Raw genomic sequence first — 19,511 nt, 5'->3', positions numbered from 1 at the left:
TAGTTTTGCCTGCATAAAAACAAATCAAACATTATGAAACAATTTAACAAATTATTTTTATTTACTTTATTAATTGCTTTTACATCTATTTCATTTAGTTGTAAAGACGGTTTAGATGGCATGGACGGAGTTGATGGTGTAGATGGAATTGACGGAACTGATGGTATAGATGGTAATGATGGGCAAGACCTTACTACTGCAGAATTAATTCCTTTAGATGCCTCTATTACACCTAACTTTTTAAAAGTTGATGGTGCTTTTTCTTCAATTACTGTTACTCCTATTTTATCATCAGAAGATAAATTAGAAAGTACACCAGAATTTGTATACGGTTCTATGGCAGATGGTGCTGGTTTATTAGCAGAATCTGATGGAACTTTTACTTTAATCAATAATATTGAAGCAGATTATGCCATAGCAAGAATCAAATTAAATGCAGATTTAAAACCAATGCATGGAGAATACATTATAAATGCATTTTCTACTGCTTATACTGCACAATGTTCTGGTTCTTTAATTACGCCAGAAGAACATGGTTTTGGACCATTATATTTATCTGGTGGAGAATGGGGTGGATCTTCTAAAGGAGTTTTCGCAACAAATCCTTATAAATCTGCAGACAATGCAGATGCTGCAATTATGTTACCAAAATTAGGGCAATGGTCTACAGAAAATGCTGTAGTAATTGGTAAAGATGCTTACCCTAACTTATCTGTAACTTTTATTGGAGATGATCATTCAGATAACTCTGTTCCTTCTGGTCAATTAGGTATGTATGTTGGTCCTAGAGGAAATTTTGATAGTGGTAAATTATATGGTTTAAAAGTAACTTCTGCTGGTATTACTAACGAAGTAGATATGATAGAAGGTACAGAATATGAAGCAGAATTTGTAGAATTAGAAGAAACTGAAATAGGTTTATTAGATGCAGAAGCTAAAGCTAAAGGTGTTATGGGATTCTCTAGATTAGAAGATGTAGACTGGAGAAGAGGTTCTGCTGCTAACCAAAGAGAAGTTTATTTTGCAGTTACTGGTCGTGATAAAGCAGATTTAGTGGGTAAAGGTTCTAGATTAGGTAGAATTTATAAAGTAGTTTTAAATGATACAGACCCAACAGCGGCTGCAAAAATTACTTGTCTTTTAGATGGTGATAAAGTTGATGGTAAAGCTGATGGTTTCCACTCACCTGATAATATTTTAGTTACAGAAAACTACGCTTATATTCAAGAAGACCCAAATGGTTATGCTTCTATAAATGATGATATTACTGGTTTTGCAAAATTATACCAATACAACTTAGCAACTGGAGAGTTAAAAACTGTTTTAGAGTGCGACCAAACAACTGCTGCTGCACAAGGTTATGGAACTACAAATAGCATGTGGGAAATTACTGGAATGATCGATGTTACAGAAACTGTAAATAATGGCGAAAATACTTTTGTTTTAATTACTCAAAACCATGGTTGGGTTCCTGCTGATGGTTCTGCATTTACAGATCCTAAAGCAAACTCTGTAGTAAATGGTTCTAGAGAAGAAGGTTCAGTTTTACATATTATAACTGGTTTAGAAAGATAATAAAATCTATGAATACAATCTTATTTAATATAAGAGCTAAGGCATATACTTTTTGTATATGTCTTTTGCTTTTAAGTATGGTGGCTTGTAAAAAAAGCACAACCCAATTAAAACCAATATCAAAAAACAAACAAATAGAACACTTATATGTAACAGAATTACAACACACTATTTCTGCATTAGATTCTTTATTGGTTTCAGAAAAAACAATCGATAAAATTAAATTTTATAAACAAGCAAGGCATCATTTTAAAACTTTAGAACCCATTTTGGCTTTTGTAGATAAAAGCAATTACAAATCGTTAAATGCGCCGAATATTTTACAAGTTCATGAAGATGTACCTACGGATATTAAAGTAAACAATCCTTTTGGTTTTCAGGTGATTGAAGAACTTTTACATGAAGATAAAATAGATACTTTAACTATTAAAAATATAGCCACAATTACAATTAGTAGATTAAAATTACTAAAGCAAAACGCCTACATAAAGTTTAAAGATTATCATTTAGTTTGGTTGTTAAGAAATCAAATTGTTAGAATTGCAACAACAGGAATTACTGGGTTTGATTCTCCCGTTTTAGCAGCTTCTCTGCAAGAAAGTATCTTAACATATAAAACCTTATTAAAGTTGTTAGCACTTTATAAAGGCAATTTTACATCCGAAGATTTATACCAAAAAATTGTAAGTTCTATAGAAACATCAATAAAAAATTTAGACCATCCTTTTGATACTTTTGATAGATATTCTTTTATCAAAAATAATACTGATGTTCAACTAAAATTATTATTAGAATTACAAAAAGATTGGGCAATTAGTTATCCTTTTGAAATGGCTTTGTCTAATAATATGCAATCTCTTTTTAGCAAAGATGCTTTTAATGTGTACTTTTTTACTGATTATAAAAGTGATACTACTCATATTAAAGAAAAGGAGCAATTAGGTAAAAAATTATTCAACGATAAAAGGTTGTCTAAATTAAATAATATGGCTTGTGCAAGCTGCCACATGAAAGAAAAAGCATTTACAGATGGCTTGGTTACTTTTAATTCTAAAATAAAAAGAAATTCACCCACGTTAACGTACAGCGCTTATCAACAAAGTTATTTTATGGATGCTAAAACAGGAAGTTTAGAAGGGCAAATAGTAGGTGTTGCTAATAATCACGATGAATTTAATTTACCAATAGATAAAATGGCAATTAAAATTACTGAGATTAAAGAATACAAAATTGTATTAGATTCTTTGTATAAAAATGATGAATATAATTTTAATATTAGACATTCTATTGCATCTTATATTAGAACTTTAAATACGTTTGATTCTAAGTTTGATAAGAATATCAACAATAAAGAAAATAACTTAACAGCTTCAGAAAAAAAGGGTTTTAATCTGTTTATGGGTAAAGCAGCTTGTGCAACTTGTCATTTTGCACCTGTTTTTAACGGAACTGTACCACCTGATTTTGTAGATACTGAACTAGAAATTATTGGAGTACCAGAAACTAAAAATAATAAAAAATTAGATGATGATTTAGGGAGATTTTACCTTTTTAATACTCCAGAAAGAAAAGGTTCTTTTAAAACACCAACTGTTAGAAACATCGAAAAAACGGCGCCTTATATGCACAACGGAATTTATTCAACTTTAGATGAAGTAATGGATTTTTACAACAAAGGTGGTGGAGCTGGTTTAGGTTTTAATGTACCTCACCAAACATTACCTTTTGATAATTTAGATTTAAAAGAAGATGAAATAACCGCAATTATTGATTTTATGAACACACTTTCTGATCAGTAATTAAGAAAAAAAGAACATTAAAAAAGAGAAACCAAGTAATAGTTTCTCTTTTTTTATAGCACTTTAGTTTTTATCGGTTTCGTTTTAAAAAATTCTGATACTTCTATAATAAAAAATCCGTTTGAAGGATATTTTCTATACTCATTTATATAATGATAACCACCTAGAAGGTATAATTTTTCATTAAAAAAATGCATTTTGGCATCGTTCAAGTTCAAATCAATATTAAATTCTTTTAGTTCTCTAGTTTTGGGCTCAAAGGTTATTAATTTTCCATTTTCGTTAAGATAAATAAAATCTTTATCTTTAGTAATAGCAGGGTTTTTCATTGCTTTAAAAAGATTTCCTTCTTTTTTCCATTTACCTGTTTTTAAATTAAAAGACTCAATATCTGTTAAATTCTTTTTGTTATAGCCTCCAAAAAAATACAATTTATCTTTAAAAACAATACCTGTAACTTCTTTACCTTTTGGCATTTTAGTTAATAAATACCAATAACCCGTTTTTATATCATATAAATGAATATCATCAGAAAAATAAACTTTTCCATTTTTAAGTTGTTTAGTAGAACCCCCAAAAACTAATATTTTATCATCGAACAAGACGGCACCAAAATCTACGGCTTGGTGCGGATTTGTTTGGTCTTTTGTTATGGATAAATCTTTTAAAGCCACCAACTCAATATCATTTGCCAGAAACTCTCTTGTTTTCTTTTTTGATAATTTTTTACCGCCAATTAAATATACTGTGTCTTTATAAGAAATAGCATTATTATAAGCTCTTTTTATAACCTTATCTTTTACAATATTCCATTTACCATCAGTCAAATTATAAGTTTGTAAATCGCCAATATATTTGGTGAAATTTGAAAATTTAGGTTTCGTTAAAAACTTCATTATTTCAGTTTCATTTGATGAAGAAAGCTCGCTTAAAGCTTCTCTATTTTGGTCATGAAAAAAAGTAATATCACCCCCAAAAACATAAATTTTATTTTTGTTTAATACAGATGCAAAAGAATATACGCCTCTAGGTAAATCTTCTAACTTTTTAAAATTGATAACATTTTGTAACTTTTTATTTGCATTGATATTAAAACCATCTAAAGTTTCTAATTTTTCTTTTAAGTAAATTACAAAATGTTTATCTGTTTCTTTGTAAGTAACACTTATCGTTTTATATTTAAGATGAGATACAGAAAAATCAATACTTTCTTTACCTTTTAAATCGAATGTAAATTCGCCATTTAAGTTTGTATAAATAGTTTCATGAATAAAAAAAACATGTGCCTTTTCAATAGGTTTTTTTGTATTGAAATCTAAAATTTTAACAGTAGTTTTTTGAGAAAAAGTTGTAAGAGAAAAAAGTAAAAAGATAAATAAAGCTAAAGATTTCATAGTTGTTTTTAATTTCGAATATAACGACAATAATTATGCCTCACTTTCATTTTCTTCAATATCTTCTGTTAAATCTAAATTTCTGATTGTTGGACTCACAATTCCTGTGGTAACAGCTGTAATTAAAGTCATTGAACCACCAAAAACAACAGCTACAACTGGCCCTAATAATTTAGCAGCCAAACCACTTTCAAAAGCTCCTAATTCGTTAGAAGAACCTACAAACATAGAATTTACAGAAGATACTCTGCCTCGCATTTCATCTGGAGTTTTTAATTGTAAAATAGTTTGTCTTATAACCATAGATATTCCGTCTGCAGCACCACTTATAAACAATGCTAATAGACTTACCCAGAATATAGATGATAATCCAAAGGCAATAATACTAAGTCCGAAAATAAATACAGAAATCAACATTTTCTTACCCGTATTTTTATGAATAGGAATGTAAGTTGTTATAAACATTGTTACAATACTACCCATAGAAATAGATGCATTTAAAAGACCAAAACCTTCTGGTCCAACTTTTAAAATATCTTGTGCAAATACTGATAAAATTGCTACAGTTCCACCAAATAAAACAGCTATCATATCTAAACTTAAGGCTCCTAAAACTGCCTTATTTTGAAACACAAATTTTACACCAACTTTTAAACTTTGCATCATTGGTTCACCGATTTTAGTATTTAAAATTGGTTTCTTTTTTATTTGAAAAAGGATGATTAAGGATAAAATTACAAGTATAAAAACTAAGCTCAGTGTTTTGTCTACACCAATCCAACTGATGAAAAAACCACCAAAAAGTGCTCCAGAAACCGAAGCTGTTTTCCAGGTACTTGTGCTCCAAGTTGCAGCATTATGATATATTTTTTTAGGTACTAAAAGTGCAACTAAAGAAAAAATTGTTGGTCCGAAAAATGATCTTAAAAATCCGCCAAAAAAAACTAAACCATAAATAGAATACAATATTGAATTTGTAGACCAGTTATTCACAAAACGATCTGAAGTTAATAAAAACAAGCCTAAACTTATCAACGAAAAAGCTGCAGTACAAATGGCTAATAAATTTCTTTTTTCGTTTTGATCTACAATATGACCAGCAAATAATGCCATAGAAAAAGCTGGTATAATTTCCATTAAACCAATTATACCTAAAGAAAGCGGATCTTTAGTTATAGAATACACTTGCCATTCTATAACAATAAATTGCATAGACCAGCCAAAAACTAAAAGAAATCTTACCAATAAAAAAATATTAAATTCTCTTATTCTAAGTGCTGCATAAGGGTCTTGTTTAGCCATAGTTAGCTTAATTTCATATCCATTAAAATGGCAAAAGTTTGGTTAATATCTTGATCTTTTACAACAATGGTCATTTCGTTTGTAGTAGAAATAATTTCTTGTAAAGGAATATCTGCCCAAGCCAATTGCTTTAAGATAAAGTAGTAAATACCAGATTGTTCTAAATTTTCTTTTGGTAATTTTATGGTAATAGAAGCCAACTCTAACATACTGTGTGTTAGGGTTTCATTTTCAAAAATTTCTTCTACGTAAGGTCTTAAATTTTTACTAGTAACAATATTAGTTTCAAAAATACCTTGAGAAACTGTTAAGAAATAATCAGAATTTTCTGCAGATTTGGTTAATATTTTTGCAATTTCTTTTAATAAAGAAGGTGTATTTTTAAAAGTAAAATCGCACAAATCAGAACGTACAATTACATCACCTAAATCTAAAGCCAAACGTTTTATATTTTTTCTAATGCGTAACTCACTTGCTGGCGAAAGTCTGTTAATGGCCATCATTACAGCACCAACTTTAACATCTTTCTTTAAAGTTTCTGATACTTCTGGTAAAATAATTCTTGCTAAAGAAGAAACATTAATCAACTTTTCATTTAAAGCTTCCTCTATAAATGGTGTTTTTCTAATTGTACTTTCAACAACTTCTTGTATTGTTTTCATAGTAAAAGTTTAAAATTATAAATAATTGTTCAAAAATAAACAATTTTTTACTTCCCTTAATCATTAGATGAAAATATACACTTTAAATATTTGGATTGTTTAATTTTAAACAATTGTATAAAACCTCAACATTTAAATAATCTAGAAATTAATCTAACTTATTGGTTAACTTCATAAACTCCTTTTTAGGGTTTTTATTAGTATATAAAATCTTGTAAACAGTATCTATAATTGGTGTATTTGCTTTGTTTTCTTCCTTAATTTTATAAGCACTATTGGTTGCATAATAACCTTCTGCAATCATACTCATTTCATGTTGTGCAGATCTTACTGTGTAGCCTTTACCAATCATATTACCAAACATTCTATTTCTACTAAATGTTGAGTATCCAGTTACTAATAAATCGCCTAAATAAGCAGAGTTATTAATGTTACGTTTCATTTTATGTACTTTTTTTATAAAACGTTTCATTTCTCGAATTGCGTTACTCATTAACACAGCCTGAAAATTATCTCCATAACCCAAACCATGAGCAATACCTGCTGCAATAGCATAAATATTTTTTAGCATAGCAGCATATTCTGTACCAATAATATCATCAGAAATTGTAGCTTTTATATACCAACTTTGTATGGCTTTTGCCATATTTTCTGCCTTGTTTTCATCAATACAAGCAATTGTTAAGTACGATAAACGCTCCATTGCTACTTCTTCTGCATGACAAGGTCCTGTAATTACACCTATATTCTCTAGTGGAATATTAAAATGTTGATTAAAGTGCTCGCCAACAATTAAACCTGTTTCTGGTACAATACCTTTTATGGCAGAAAAAATGGTTTTGCCATCTAAAGAGGCACTTAATTTATTGAGTTCTATGGTTAAAAAAGCGGACGGAATTGCAAATATTAAAATATCGTAATTATTAACTGTATAATTAATATCGCTAGATAAATCTAGCTTTTCTGCTTGTAATTCTGCAGAGCTTAAATATTTTGGATTGTGTTCATTTTCTTTGATGTGCTTAATGGTTTGCTCATTACGCATATACCACCCAATACTATCTAAATTTTCCATCAACATTTTAACAATTGCAGTTGCCCAACTTCCTCCTCCTAAAACCGCTATTTTTTGATGTTCATCCATTAATGTTTCATTTTAATATCAAAAGTAATAAAAGTATTATCTATTGATGAATGCATTTGCTAATTATTATATTTGTGTAACTCTAATTTTTGTTTAAAGTGAAAACAATAGTTTCTTTTTTATTCAGTTTTTTACTTCTAATGGTTGGTTGTAAAGGGCAATCTATAAAAAAACCAAAAACTAAACCCAAAATAGTAAATAGTAAATCTATAAGAGCAAAAAATGTATCAATTTTAAATAAAGAATTTGTTATTAAAGGTTTAAATGATAAATCTCATAAGGTTTGGATTTACTTACCTCCTAACTACGATGCTACTTCTAAAAAATATCCAGTAATTTATATGCACGATGCTCAGAATTTATTTGATGAAACAACTGCAGCTTATGGTAAAGAATGGAATGTTGATGAAACCCTAAATGAACTCTATAAAAATACAGGAAAAGGTTTTATTGTTGTTGGTATAGAAAATGGTGGTGATAAAAGAATTGAAGAATACACTCCTTGGAGTCATCCAAAATACGGAGGAGGAAAAGGAGCCATTTATGTTGATTTTTTAGTGAATGAGTTAAAACCTTTTATTGATAAAAATTACAGAACAAAATTTAAAGCAAAACATACAGCAATTATTGGTAGCTCTTTAGGTGGATTAATTTCTTTTTACGGAGGTTTAAAATATCCTGACGTTTTTGGTAAAATTGGGGCTCTTTCTACCTCTTTTTGGTTTTCTAATAAGGTAAGTACTTTTGCCAAGCAAAATGGAAACGAGAAAAACACAAAACTCTATCTTTTAATTGGTGGTGATGAAGGCAATACAATGTTACCAGACACAGAAAAAATGGAAAAACTATTGCTAAATACAGGTTTTTCTAGAGAAAATATAAAAACTAAAATTGTTGCAAAAGGACAACATAATGAGACTTTTTGGAGTGCAGAATTTTTAGATACAATTACTTACTTATACAACTTATAACAATGAACGTACAAATTATAAATAAATCGAAACACGCAACACCTAATTACGAAACTGAAGGTGCTGCTGGTATGGATTTAAGAGCAAATATTGATGAAGCTATCACTTTAAAACCCTTAGAAAGAGCTATTGTAAAAACTGGTTTATTTATTGCTTTACCTGTTGGTTTTGAAGCGCAAGTAAGACCAAGAAGTGGTTTGGCTGCTAAAAAAGGAATTACAGTTTTAAATAGTCCTGGTACTGTAGATGCTGATTATCGTGGAGAAATTGGTGTAATATTAGTTAATTTATCAAACGAAGATTTTGTGATTAATGATGGCGAAAGAATTGCACAATTAGTTATTGCAAAACACGAAAGAGCAGTTTGGCAAGAAGTAGAAGTTCTTAGCGAAACTGAACGTGGTTCTGGAGGTTTTGGAAGTACAGGAGTTTAAAAATGAATAAAATAGCAATATTAATTAGAGAAACTCATCCTGTTAAAAGATAAAATAGAAACTAAATAAATTTAAATTATGATTTTAGGTGTATGTGAATGGCTAAGTACAAAAACACAATTTTCAGCCAAAAATATTAGAATATTATTTGTGTTAACAGTTTTATTGGCTGGTTTTGGTATTGGTGCGTATTTAATTCTTTGGTTAGTAAAAATACTTTCTAAAGAGTAATTTTATCTAAGTTTTTATAAACTTGACTTATTTTCCTCATTTCTTTAAACATCAAATTAAAAGGTAAAAAGTTATGAGAATGGTATTTAAAACCTAGCTTTTTATAAAACTCAAAAGCTTGTGGTTGGGCATTCATAGTTTCTAACCAAATAATTTTATAGCCCTTTTTTAAAACTTCAGTTTCTAACCAATTGAATAATTGTTTACCAATTCCTTTTCCTTGTATTTTTTTATGTAAGTAAACTCGATGTAATTTAACCTGTTTTTCTTTTTGTAAACCTGTTAGTTGCTCATCCCAAATAATTCTTAAGTTACCCATTATTTCATCATTAAAAATCACAAAATAATAATCAGCATTTAGCTGCTTTAGTTCTTTTAAAACATTTTCTTTAGTATATTGAGTATTTACATACCAATTTCCAGAATCTTCCCAAAAATGATGATAAGCAGCAGGATATACTTCTTTCATTAACTTAAAAAGAATTTCTGCATCATTACTAGTAATTGCTCTTAAAAATAAATTTTCTGATATTTTAATCATTTTAAAAAAAATAAAAAACTGCTACTGGTTGATTACTCCAATAGCAGTTTAATAATAGTTAGAACTTTTAAAACTTAATCTTGGTTTTCAATAGCATCTTTTATTTTATTTTCTAACTCCTCCATTAACTCTGGATTATCTTTTATTAAGCCTTTAACAGAATCTCTTCCTTGTCCTAATTTAGTTTCTCCATAACTAAACCAAGAACCGCTTTTCTTTACAATACCTAATTCTACACCAATATCTAAAATTTCTCCAACTTTAGATATTCCTTGTCCGTACATAATATCAAATTCTGCAATCTGAAAAGGTGGTGCTACTTTATTTTTAACAACTTTTACTTTTGTACTGTTACCAATAACTCTATCACCATCTTTAATTTGTGTTCTTCTTCTAATATCTAAACGTACTGAAGCATAGAATTTTAATGCATTACCACCAGTTGTAGTTTCTGGGTTACCAAACATTACCCCAATTTTTTCTCTTAATTGGTTAATAAAAATAACTGTACAATTTGTTTTAGAAATAGTACCTGTTAATTTACGTAAAGCCTGACTCATTAAACGTGCATGTAAACCCATTTTAGAGTCACCCATTTCACCTTCTATTTCAGATTTTGGTGTTAACGCTGCAACAGAATCAATAACAACAATATCTATTGCACCAGATCTTATTAAATTGTCTGCTATTTCTAGAGCTTGCTCACCATGATCTGGCTGAGAGATAATTAAATTATCGATATCTACACCTAAATTTTCTGCATAAAACTTATCGAAAGCATGTTCTGCATCTATAAATGCTGCAATACCACCTGCTTTTTGTGCTTCTGCAATTGCGTGAATTGTTAAAGTTGTTTTACCAGAAGATTCTGGTCCATAAATTTCAATAACTCTACCTCTTGGATAACCACCAACTCCTAAAGCTAAATCTAACCCTAAAGAACCAGATGAAATTGCATCTACATCTTCTGTTACTACATCTCCTAATTTCATTACAGAACCTTTACCATACGTTTTATCTAGTTTATCTAGAGTAAGTTGTAGGGCTTTTAGTTTTGCTGCCTTTTCTTTATCTGCTGCCATAAATTTTGCTTCGTTTTTTAATTTTTCAGTTGCACAAGTTACAAAAAACAACTTCTATTTTCCTAATAAAATAGTAGCAATTTTATAGTATTTTTACACAAAAAATAAATATATGGATTCTATAGTTTTTTTAAGTAATATTAACAATTCTGTTGGTATAGAAAAAGGAGAATTAATTAGTTATCAAAAAGATAATAAAGAGTATATTCATCAAAAAGGAAATAAAGGTTGGCGAAAATCTGACGATGAAATGTTTCCGGTAATTGGGCCAACTGCTAAAAATAATTTTAGAGTACACACTAAAAAAGGAAATGCTATTCAAGATCAGCATGGTTTGTTAAGAGAAATGGATTATGAACTAATTTCTGCTGATAAAACAAGTGCAAATTTCATCAAAAAATATAAAAAAGGTACAGAAATTACAAACAGTAAGTTTCCAGAAAAATCTACTGAAGAACTTTTAAAATGGCCTTTCGATTTTACTTTCGAAAAGAACTTTAAATTAGAAAATGATATTTTAACTATCGATTTTGTAATTACTTCGGATAAAAATATGCCTTTTATGTTGGGTTATCATCCTGCTTTTTTATTATCAGATACTGGTACTGAAACTTTAGAAGCTGGTGATGAAAAAATAACTTTAGCAGATATTTACAAAGCAGGTTCTAATGCATTTCCAGTTTTAGGTACTGATAAAATAATTCTAAAAAATAGTGATAAAAATGATGTAGAAATTTCTACTGTAGGTTTTAATAATTTTATGCTTTGGACCGAAGTTGATAATATGCTTTGTATTGAACCAATAACACAATATACTTCGTATACAGATCAAAAATTTTCTGAAAAAAATATGACTATATCTAAAGGTAAAAATAACTTTTCAATAAGTATAAAAGTATTATAATTTGGTTGAAAAACATCGACATTTTATACTGCATAAACCTTATGGTTATTTATCGCAATTTGTAAACAACCAAACCAAAAGGAAGAAAAAGTTATTAGGAGAATTACACGATTTTCCTGAAGGAACTATGGCAATTGGTCGTTTAGATTTTGCATCTGAAGGTTTGCTTTTATTAACAACAGATGGTAAAGTATCCGCAGAAATTAGAAGCAACAAATACGAAAAAGAATATTATGTTCAGGTAGATGGAATTATCACTCAAAAAGAAATAGAACAACTTAAAAATGGCGTAGAAATTGGTTTTGAAGGTAAAAAATACACCACAAAACCTGGTAAATCTTTTTTAATTGATGATCCTAAATTTCCTTTAAGAAGTCAAAAAATTAGAGACGAAAGACATGGACCCACAAGTTGGATTTCTATTATAATTACAGAAGGTAAATTTAGACAAGTACGTAAAATGACAGCTGCTGTTGGTTTTCCTACTTTGCGATTAATTCGTGTAAGAATTGGCGAAATTAAGATCGATAATTTAGAAGTAGGTAAAGTTTTAGAAATAAATGAACTTATGTAACATTTATTACAGAAAAAGAATAAACATCTATCTAATTTTGCGCTATGAATAATTCTAACACCACTTTATACATTGTAGTTGCAATTATAATTCTGCACTTTATAATTGCTTTTGGCTATTTAATTTATAAAATGACGAAAAAAAAAGAGAGAAATAAATAATTTCTCTCTTAATACTTTCTAAAACTCAAAGCCTAAATAGACTTGTAAAATTCTATTTTTTGGTTTGTCATCATCATAAATATCACTTTGCCCTATATGATATCTTGCTCCTAAACTAACACCAGCATCACTTTTAAAACCTGCTCCTAAATTTATACCCCAATCAAAATTATTAGGTTCAAATTCTTCTGATGTATCGTACAAAATAAAACCTGCATCATAAGTTTCTTTATGCGATATTGAAAAACCAATCTGCGGTCCTACCTCTAAAAAGAAGCTTTTTACAGGATACATTTTAAGCATTAAAGGCATATTAATATAATTTAACTTTTGTGTAAAAGTAGCATTGTTATCCACTATTTTATAACCTTGTTGTGAGTATAAAATTTCTGGCTGAATAGCAAGATGTTTACCTATGTAAGACTCTACAAAAACACCCAAATGAAAGCCGTGTAATTTTTCGGTTTCTGATGTTCCATCAAAACTAACAGCAGATAAATTATAACCTCCTTTAATACCGGCAATTGATTTGTTTTTTCTGTCTTGTGCGTTTAATGCTACTATACTTGTTAAAATTAAAACTATTGTTATATATACTGTTTTCATTTTTATCATTTTAAATTATTTGCCACCATTGGCTTTTAAATCTGCCAAACATTGTGCGTCTAAAGTTGGTACAGATCCACCAGAAAGCATATTTCCAATTCCTTGGCTAGTTTCTGCTGCCCAATACATTAAACAATCTTCTTCGTTACAATGCTTGGGATGTTCTGCGTCTTCATGATCGCTTTGTAAATTGGTACCTAAATTTGTTAATCCTAAAATATGCCCAAATTCGTGGTTAATTACAGATGATTCTAGTAAACTTCTGTCGGGTTCAAAAGTTCCATCACTTAAACCGTGAATCGTTTCTTCATAAATAACAAAAGATGTGTTCCAATAAGCTGAGCCTAAGATTGAGCTTGAACTTTTATCATTAGACGATTTGCCATCAATAAATAAAACCCAAACTGCTATTGTAGCACCAGAATTGTATTTAGTTCTGTATTCTTTTTCTATATCAACTACTTCATTTAAAGAATATTCTGTTTTACCTGTTGTTGGTATTTCTTTAGTTACAAACTCTATTCCTTCTGGTTTATTTGTTCTGTTTGTTATAAAGTTTTTAAAATTATTTTTTGCTGTTATAGTAGGTTCATAACCTTTTATAAAAGCAATTTCTACCACCATTTTTTTAAAAGAATCTGCAGAAAGTAAGTCGTTTGCAGAAGAACCTGTTGCTTGTCTGTTTAAAGCTACATTTACAATTTCTCCTGTTTCATTATCTATAATTTCTTCTGTTGCTGATGAACAAGAAAAAAGGATACTACAAACTAACACTACTCTTACAAAAATACTTTTCATCTACTTAAATTTTAAAAATCTTTACAACCACTAAGGTTATTTATAGCAGTTGTAAAGAAAACTAACTAACTATTCCTTTTCAATATGCTTTATTTATAGCTTTTTAAAAGCTAAAGTTACAGAAGCGTCTGTTTTACTTTGTAAAGTAATTAAAGTTGTACTGTAAGTGCTAATAACCCAGTTATTCCCCAAAGCACTTAAAGCTGTGTTACTTGCAAAGTTTACATTTACAAACGCTTCTGTTTCTGAACTAACAGAATAAGTTCCTTCTATTTCTCCTAAAGCTGAATTCACAACATTTGTAGCCACAATTTTTAGATCGTTTGTAAATTCTAGAGACCATTCTGCATAATCGTTTGCAGTATCTACACCATCATTAATAAAAGTTTCTACTTTAAATTTTGTACCACTTAAAACTGCTTCTACTTCTGCAGCTGTGTTTGCAGCATCTTCTTTTTCATCTTCATATTGCATACATTCAGAAATTGCATTTTGAAATTCTGCATCACTAGTAATTTGTATTTCTGTACCATTACTTAAAGTTGCACTAATAGGATAGTTTACTGCAAAAAGTTCATCAGATTCTAAACCAGTCATATAAGAATACAATTGTTGTTCAGATTGTAAAACCACAGATCCTGTTTGTTCTAGACTAATATCATAAGTTAACATTGTAACCGGAAAATTAATATCTACACAAGAAATTGCATCTTTACCTTGTGCTTCTGCATTTTCACATTCTTGATTTAAAGCATCTAATTCTGATTGATTATTAACAGTTACTTCTGTATAATTACTAGTTCTTACTCTAATAGGAAAATTAAAAGTTACAGAATCTGAATCATCATTAAATTCGCTCATTATATTTATAACTGAAGAAAAATCTAGACTACTTAATAAAGTTATTTGTTGATTATTCACTGTTGCTGTTAAAGGGAATAGTAATTCTGTACACGCATTACCATCTAAAAAATCATCATCAGAACCATCGTTCATTGCAGCTCTCTCGTAATTAGAAGCTGTTGTAGAAGTTGAGTAATTTGCATTCGGATTTGTACCAATTTCTGTATTATCGTCAGATTGACAAGAAGTGAAACCTAATATTGCTATTGAAGCTGCTGCTGTAATTATTTTTATTGTTTTCATTTTAATTGTTTTTAATAATTAATGTTTCTAGTTTCTATGAGTATAACAACGTTTTTTTATTTTACCCTACTTTATTTTTTTTGAAAGACTAATTTTTTGTCCTTCTGTGAGTAAAACAACTAAACATTTATTTACCCTACCTTTGTACTCTAAAAATTTTTATTTTTATTCCCTAATTTCTATTTATGACTGATAAATCTCTTTGCGATGAAATTTATTTTAATGAGTTTTATACAACTCATATACAGTCTGCTAGTAACTTTGCATACTATAAATCTGGGGATAAAAACACAGCTTTAGATTTAGCACAAGAAGCTTTTATAAAAATTTGGGAAAACTGTTCTAAAATAGATTTTACCAAAGCAAAATCTTATTTATTTACAGTTGTTAACAATCTTTTTTTAAACAAAGTTAAGCACGAAAAAGTAGTTTTTGAGTATGCTAAAAGCAGCCCTTATTTAGACGTTAATAACCAAAGTCCTGAATATTTATTAGAAGAAGAAGAGTTTAAATTAAAGCTTAAAAAAGCTATAGAAGATTTAACAGAAGGTGAAAGAGAGGTTTTTTTGATGAATAGAATTGATGGAAAAAAATACAGAGAAATTGCAGAAATACTAGCTATATCTCAAAAAGCAGTAGAAAAAAGGATGTCTTTGGCATTAAAAAAATTAAGAACAAAAATTGATGGAATTTAATATAACCTATAAAGTAGGGTAAAACACTTTTTAGTTGTTCTATATATAGAAGTACAATAATGGAAAATAAAAACGACATCTTAAAATGGCTTAACAGAGAATCTTCTGAAGAAGAATTGCTGCGCTTACAAGAAACTGAAGATTTTAAAACTTTAGAAAAAATTGCCCATTATTCTTCACAAATAGAACCTCCAAAAGTTGATGTAAATAAAGCTTTAGCAGACTTAAAACTAAGAACTCAAACAAAAACTAAAAAAGGGAAAGTTGTTACCTTTAACTTTAAACATTTGTACAAATATGCAGCCGCTGTTGTTGTATTATTAACAACTTCTTATTTTATATTTTTTAATAAAAAAGCCAATATTAAAACCGAATTTGCACAAACAAAAACATTTCAATTACCAGATAATTCTGAAGTAATTTTAAATTCAAATTCTGAGATTTCTTATGGTAAAAAAAATTGGGACGAAAACAGAAATTTAGCTTTAGATGGCGAAGCATTTTTTAAAGTAAACAAAGGAAAAAAGTTTACGGTAAACACAGAAATTGGTGATGTGACTGTGCTTGGTACACAATTTAATGTAAAAGAAAGAACCCATTATTTTGAAGTAAAAACTTACGAAGGTTTAGTAAGTGTAGCTTATAAAGACACACTTGTAAAACTACCAAAAGGAACTATTTTTAAAGTAGTTAACGGTGTAATTGACACAAAAACTACGTTTGATATTGAGGAAAAATCTTGGCTACAAAAAGAGTCTAATTTTAAAAGCACACCTTTACAAATTGTCTTAGAAGAATTAGAAAATCAATTTGGTTATAAAATAGAAACCAAAGATGTAAATTTAGATATTTTATATTCTGGTGGTTTTACACACACAGATGTTAATTTGGCTTTACAATCTGTTACAATTCCACTGCAATTGTCTTATAAAATTGAAGGTAAAACAATTACTATATTCAATTATGGTGAGTAAATTTCAGTTTTTTTTTATCAATTTTTTATTGATAACAAGTATTGCTTTTGCGCAGAATTCTTCTGATAAAGTAGCACTTTCAGCACTATTAATTGAGCTCGAAAAAACCTATGAAATTAAGTTTTCTTATTCTGATAATGATGTAAAAGACGTCTTTATAAATTCGCCAAAAAAAGGAATTTCTATTGATGAACTCTTATCCTATTTAAACAAAAAAACCTTTTTACAGTTTAAAACTTTAGACAATAGATATGTAACTGTTTCTTTTTTAAACAAATCTATTTCTATTTGCGGAACCATTATTGACGCTAACTTTTTAAAACCTTTATTATTAGCAACTGTAAAAGTAAATGGCTATAAATTAGGTACAACCACCAACCAAAAAGGAGAATTTTATTTACAAAATGTACCAGTAAATGCAACTTTAAGTTTTTCATATATTAGTTTTAAAACAAAAACAATTGCTGCAAAAGAATTGTTTTCTACCCATTGCAAACAAATATTCTTAGAAGAAGAAACAGAGCAATTGTCAGAAATTACAATGCCAAAGTTTTTAACATCTGGTTTACAAAAAAGTGCAGATGGTAGCACAGTTTTAAACACAGAAAAGTTCGGAATATTACCTGGCTTAATAGAACCAGATATTTTAAAAACCATTAAAATTTTACCTGGTGTAGAAAGTGTAAACGAAAGTGTTTCTAATATTAATGTTAGAGGGGGTACAAACGATCAAAATTTAATGCTTTGGGATGGGATAAAAATGTATCATTCTGGTCATTTTTTTGGCCTAATTTCTGCTTATAATCCGTATTTAACTAAAAAAGTTGCTGTTACAAAAAACGGAACAAGTACTGCTTTTTCAGACGGAGTTTCATCAACCATAAATATGGAAACTGCTAACAGAATTACCAATGAGTTTTCTGGTGGTGCAGGTTTTAATTTATTAAGTGCAGATGCTTTTGTACAAGTGCCACTTAAAGAAAATATGGAACTGCATATTTCTGGTAGAAGATCTTTTACAGATTTAATAAATACACCCACTTATAACAACTATTTTTCGAGAAGTTTTCAAGATAATTCTGTGGCTTCTAGTACTGTAAATAATTCAGAATCAAAATTTTATTTTTACGATTATTCTCTTAAATTTTTATATGATATTGATTATAATCATTCTATTAGAGCAAATTTTATACACATAAAAAACAATTTAGAATATTTAGAAAAGTATACAACTAACAACATTACCATTGAAGAAAATAGCACTTTAAAACAAGAAAATTTAGGGGCAAATATTCATTGGAATGCAGATTGGAACACTAAATTTTCAACCACTTTTTCTGCATTTTTTTCTGATTATAAAATAAATTCATCAGACTATAATAAAGATTCAGATCAATTACAAACACAGTTTAATAACGTTTTAGAAACCGAAATAAAACTAGATTCTAAATATGAATTTTCTGATATTTTTCATTTTAAAAATGGGCTAGTTTTTAACGAAATTGGCATCAGAAATACAACTACAGTAAACGCACCCACTTTTTCTACAACAGTAAAAAATGTATTGTTAAAAAGTGCATTTTATTCAGAATTAGAATATCAGAAAAACAACACTTATGCACGTTTTGGGTTAAGAGCTAACTATTTTTATGAATTTCAAAAATTTGTAATTGAACCTAGAATTAACATCCGACAGAAAATAAATAACGAATTTTCTCTAAAACTTGAGGGTGAATTTAAAAACCAAACCACTGCTCAGAAAATAGATTTTGAAGAAAATTTTTTAGGAATAGAAAAACGAAGATGGATTCTTTCTGATAATATAAATACACCTATTGTAAAAAGTAAACAAGCATCTTTTGGAGTAGAATATACCTTAAATAAATTGTATGTTGATGTAACTGCTTTTTATAAAAAAATTGATGGAATTACTGCAGATAATCAGGGTTTTTATAATAATACACAAACTTTAAATTCTATAGGTAATTATAATATTAAAGGCATAGAATTTTTAGTAAATAAACAAACTAAAAATATAAGTACTTGGTTAAGTTATACTTATGCCGTAAATAATTATTCTTTCGATATTTTTAATCCAGAAAGTTTTCCTAATAGTTTAGATATTAGACACTCTGTAAGTGCTGCCTTTAATTACGATTTTACCAAAAAATTTAAACTCTCTTTTGGTAGTGTTTTACGTTCTGGAAAACCATTTACAAAACCAATTGATGGTAATGAAACCATACAAGATGGCAACAGAACTATTGTAAATTACAACAATCCAAACCAAGAAAGATTAGATAGTTTTTTTAGATTGGATTTTTCTGGAAGTTATAATTTTGATTTTACAAAAGACATTAAATCTACAATTCGTTTAGGAATTACAAATATTACCGATCGTAAAAATATAATTGATTCTTATTTTATTGTTGATGAAACTAGTGAAAACAATGTAAAAAGAATCAATAATTATTCATTGCCTTTTACACCAAATTTAAGTTTTAGAATACAATTTTAA

19 protein-coding genes are annotated in these 19,511 nt (G+C 28.6%); 10 read left to right on the top strand and 9 right to left on the bottom strand.

Going from position 1 to position 19,511, the window contains the following annotated elements; translation table 11 throughout:
* The first annotated feature begins 33 nt into the window (after positions 1-33).
* Together BW723_RS05160 and BW723_RS05155 are read left to right on the top strand one after the other, a co-directional pair.
* Positions 34-1,575, top strand: coding sequence for an alkaline phosphatase PhoX (locus tag BW723_RS05160; RefSeq protein WP_068361330.1), 1,542 nt, complete (start codon positions 34-36; stop codon positions 1,573-1,575).
* Positions 1,576-1,583: 8 nt separating this feature from the next.
* Positions 1,584-3,374 carry a cytochrome-c peroxidase gene (locus BW723_RS05155; protein ID WP_068361332.1) on the top strand — a complete coding sequence of 597 codons (1,791 nt, stop codon included), beginning with the start codon at positions 1,584-1,586 and terminating at the stop codon, positions 3,372-3,374.
* Between the two features lie 53 nt (positions 3,375-3,427).
* Here BW723_RS05155 and BW723_RS05150 read toward each other — a convergent pair whose 3' ends face one another.
* From BW723_RS05150 to BW723_RS05135, 4 genes are all read right to left on the bottom strand, one after another.
* Positions 3,428-4,768 carry a Kelch repeat-containing protein gene (locus BW723_RS05150; protein ID WP_068361334.1) on the bottom strand — a complete coding sequence of 447 codons (1,341 nt, stop codon included), beginning with the start codon at positions 4,766-4,768 and terminating at the stop codon, positions 3,428-3,430.
* 33 nt (positions 4,769-4,801) lie between these two features.
* Positions 4,802-6,070 (bottom strand): MFS transporter, encoded by a 1,269-nt coding sequence (locus BW723_RS05145; RefSeq protein WP_068361336.1) that lies wholly within the window; start codon positions 6,068-6,070, stop codon positions 4,802-4,804.
* A 2-nt stretch (positions 6,071-6,072) separates the two neighbouring features.
* Positions 6,073-6,732 (bottom strand): hypothetical protein, encoded by a 660-nt coding sequence (locus BW723_RS05140; protein WP_068361338.1) that lies wholly within the window; start codon positions 6,730-6,732, stop codon positions 6,073-6,075.
* 148 nt (positions 6,733-6,880) lie between these two features.
* A complete protein-coding gene (locus tag BW723_RS05135; protein ID WP_068361341.1) occupies positions 6,881-7,876 on the bottom strand; it encodes an NAD(P)H-dependent glycerol-3-phosphate dehydrogenase in 996 nt (331 codons plus the stop codon).
* A 98-nt stretch (positions 7,877-7,974) separates the two neighbouring features.
* On the opposite strand from BW723_RS05135, the gene BW723_RS05130 reads away from it, so the two are divergent.
* The 3 genes from BW723_RS05130 (at position 7,975) to BW723_RS17675 (ending at position 9,512) form a co-directional block, all read left to right on the top strand.
* Positions 7,975-8,847 (top strand): alpha/beta hydrolase, encoded by an 873-nt coding sequence (locus BW723_RS05130; protein WP_226789260.1) that lies wholly within the window; start codon positions 7,975-7,977, stop codon positions 8,845-8,847.
* A 2-nt stretch (positions 8,848-8,849) separates the two neighbouring features.
* On the top strand, positions 8,850-9,281 hold the full coding sequence (gene dut / locus BW723_RS05125; protein WP_068361346.1) for a dUTP diphosphatase: 432 nt from the start codon (positions 8,850-8,852) through the stop codon (positions 9,279-9,281).
* 78 nt (positions 9,282-9,359) lie between these two features.
* Positions 9,360-9,512 (top strand): PspC domain-containing protein, encoded by a 153-nt coding sequence (locus BW723_RS17675; protein ID WP_139059115.1) that lies wholly within the window; start codon positions 9,360-9,362, stop codon positions 9,510-9,512.
* On the opposite strand, the gene BW723_RS05120 is transcribed toward BW723_RS17675, so the two are convergent.
* Both BW723_RS05120 and recA read right to left on the bottom strand, forming a co-directional pair.
* Entirely contained in the window at positions 9,502-10,053 is a 552-nt protein-coding gene (locus BW723_RS05120) for a GNAT family N-acetyltransferase (protein ID WP_068361349.1), read from the bottom strand. The two genes, BW723_RS17675 and BW723_RS05120, sit on opposite strands and share 11 nt — an antisense overlap.
* Positions 10,054-10,127: 74 nt before the next feature.
* Positions 10,128-11,135 carry a recombinase RecA gene (gene recA / locus BW723_RS05115; RefSeq protein WP_068363479.1) on the bottom strand — a complete coding sequence of 336 codons (1,008 nt, stop codon included), beginning with the start codon at positions 11,133-11,135 and terminating at the stop codon, positions 10,128-10,130.
* Positions 11,136-11,247: 112 nt separating this feature from the next.
* Here recA and BW723_RS05110 point away from each other — a divergent pair, with 112 nt between their 5' ends.
* A complete protein-coding gene (locus BW723_RS05110) occupies positions 11,248-12,039 on the top strand; it encodes an aldose 1-epimerase (RefSeq protein ID WP_068361352.1) in 792 nt (263 codons plus the stop codon).
* 1 nt (position 12,040) lies between these two features.
* On the top strand, positions 12,041-12,613 hold the full coding sequence (locus tag BW723_RS05105) for a pseudouridine synthase (protein ID WP_226789259.1): 573 nt from the start codon (positions 12,041-12,043) through the stop codon (positions 12,611-12,613).
* A 179-nt stretch (positions 12,614-12,792) separates the two neighbouring features.
* Here the strand turns inward: BW723_RS05105 and BW723_RS05100 are convergent, their stop codons facing one another.
* The 3 genes from BW723_RS05100 to BW723_RS05090 all read right to left on the bottom strand — a co-directional run bounded on the left by BW723_RS05100 (position 12,793) and on the right by BW723_RS05090 (position 15,324).
* Entirely contained in the window at positions 12,793-13,380 is a 588-nt protein-coding gene (locus tag BW723_RS05100; RefSeq protein ID WP_068363487.1) for a porin family protein, read from the bottom strand.
* 15 nt (positions 13,381-13,395) lie between these two features.
* The gene (locus BW723_RS05095; RefSeq protein ID WP_068361355.1) at positions 13,396-14,178 is read right to left on the bottom strand and encodes a membrane metalloprotease; all 783 of its coding nucleotides are present in this window, start codon (positions 14,176-14,178) and stop codon (positions 13,396-13,398) included.
* Positions 14,179-14,271: 93 nt separating this feature from the next.
* Positions 14,272-15,324 (bottom strand): hypothetical protein, encoded by a 1,053-nt coding sequence (locus tag BW723_RS05090; protein ID WP_068361358.1) that lies wholly within the window; start codon positions 15,322-15,324, stop codon positions 14,272-14,274.
* Between the two features lie 185 nt (positions 15,325-15,509).
* Here BW723_RS05090 and BW723_RS05085 point away from each other — a divergent pair, with 185 nt between their 5' ends.
* Genes BW723_RS05085 through BW723_RS05075 form a run of 3 tightly spaced genes read left to right on the top strand, consistent with a single transcriptional unit; the run spans position 15,510 to position 19,511 of the window.
* Complete coding sequence (locus BW723_RS05085; RefSeq protein WP_068361360.1) at positions 15,510-16,019, top strand: RNA polymerase sigma factor; 510 nt, start codon at positions 15,510-15,512, stop codon at positions 16,017-16,019.
* A gap of 59 nt (positions 16,020-16,078) precedes the next feature.
* Positions 16,079-16,993 (top strand): FecR family protein, encoded by a 915-nt coding sequence (locus BW723_RS05080; protein ID WP_068361363.1) that lies wholly within the window; start codon positions 16,079-16,081, stop codon positions 16,991-16,993.
* Between the two features lie 28 nt (positions 16,994-17,021).
* The gene (locus BW723_RS05075; protein ID WP_317197679.1) at positions 17,022-19,511 is read left to right on the top strand and encodes a TonB-dependent receptor; all 2,490 of its coding nucleotides are present in this window, start codon (positions 17,022-17,024) and stop codon (positions 19,509-19,511) included.

This window comes from Polaribacter reichenbachii (assembly GCF_001975665.1).
Classification (GTDB): domain Bacteria; phylum Bacteroidota; class Bacteroidia; order Flavobacteriales; family Flavobacteriaceae; genus Polaribacter; species Polaribacter reichenbachii.
The sequence above is the reverse complement of the archived record's forward strand: the minus strand, read 5'-3'. Positions and strand labels throughout refer to the sequence as shown.